This is a genomic window from Actinoplanes sp. KI2, from assembly GCF_025630775.1.
In the GTDB taxonomy this organism is placed as follows: domain Bacteria; phylum Actinomycetota; class Actinomycetes; order Mycobacteriales; family Micromonosporaceae; genus Actinoplanes.
This window is the reverse complement of sequence record NZ_JAOSZE010000114.1, coordinates 1-1,449: the sequence shown is the minus strand read 5'-3', so window position 1 is coordinate 1,449 and position 1,449 is coordinate 1. Positions and strand designations below refer to the sequence as shown.

At 69.4% G+C, this 1,449-nt stretch carries 1 protein-coding gene; it reads left to right on the top strand.

The genetic code is table 11. From position 1 onward, the window contains the following. Positions 1-219 precede the first annotated feature (219 nt). Entirely contained in the window at positions 220-1,431 is a 1,212-nt protein-coding gene (locus tag ODJ79_RS46490) for an IS110 family transposase (protein WP_263030172.1), read from the top strand. Positions 1,432-1,449: the final 18 nt, after the last annotated feature.

Below are 1,449 nucleotides of genomic sequence, written 5' to 3'. Positions count from 1 at the left end.
CTCCATAAGATTGTTGATCGTCCGGGGTGGATGCTCCGGGTGCCCGGGACGGTGGGGTGTGGCTGATCGGTTCTTGCCCGTGGTGGTTTCCGAGGAGTGGCCGCTCTGCCGTCGCCGATGGCCTGGCTGCTGATTGAGATCTGCGTGTTGGTCGCTGTTTATGGAGCTGCCGGCGGTGCCATCTACGGGGTCGAGCGGGAATAGGGGAGGTTCGGGCCGGTGAAGGTCCGGGAGCGGGTCTGGGTCGGGATTGATGTCGGCAAGGCGTATCACCACGCGTGCGCGGTCGACGCGACCGGCAAGGTCGTGTTCAGCAAGCGGCTGGCCAACGGGCAGGCCGAGATCGAGGCGTTGATCGCCCGGGCGGGCAAGGCCGCCGGGCAGGTGCGGTGGGCGCTGGACATGACCTCCGGCAGCGCGGGGCTGCTGCTGGCGGTGCTGCGTCAGGCCGGGGCGGAGTTGGTGTACGTGCCCGGCCGGTTGGTCAACCGGATGGCCGGAGCGTTCGCCGGGGAGGGCAAGAGCGACGCCAAGGACGCCTTCACCATCGCCGAGACCGCCCGACTGCGGCACGACCTGACGCCGATCAGCGAGCCGGATGCGTTGGTCGTCGAGTTGCGGGTGCTGACCGCCCGCCGCGAGGACCTGATGGGTGACTGGGTGCGTGGTGTCAACCGGCTGCGGGACCTGCTCGCCTCGATCTTCCCGGCTTTGGAGGCGGCGTTCGACTACTCCACCCGCTCGGCGCTGGTGCTGCTGACCCGTTTTCAGACCCCGGCCGGTATCCGCGCCGCCGGGGCCGAGGGACTCAGCGGGCATCTGAACGCCGGCGGCGTGCGCGCCAACACCATCGCGGTCATGGTCGACAAAGCCCTCGCCGCGGCGGCCGCGCAGACCATCACGTTGCCCACCGAGACCACGGTGGCACCTTTGATCGCCCGGCTCGCCGCCCACCTGCTCGACCTCGACCGCGAGATCAAAGACCTGGACAAGCAGATCACCGGCACGTTCGGCGAGCACCCGCACGCGGCGCGGATCACCAGCGTCAACGGGTTCGGGCCGATCCTCGGCGCCCAACTGCTGGCCGACACCGGCGGCGACCTGAAAACCGCGTTCGGCAACTCGGCCCGGCTGGCCGCCTACGCCGGCCTGGCCCCGGTCCCGCGTGACTCCGGACGCGTGCGCGGCAACCTGCACCGACCCAAGCGCTACCACCGCGGCCTGCGCCGAGTGTTCTACCTCGCCGCGCTGTCCGCGATCAAACCCGACGGCCCATCCCGCGTCTTTTACCAGCGCAAACGCGCCGAAGGGAAACTCCACACCCAAGCCCTGATCGCCCTGGCCCGCCGCCTGATCGACGTCATCTGGGCACTGCTGCGCGACGGCCGCGAGTTCCATCCCTCACCACCGCTCACCGCGCACGCGGCTTGACTCGATCATTGAAACTCC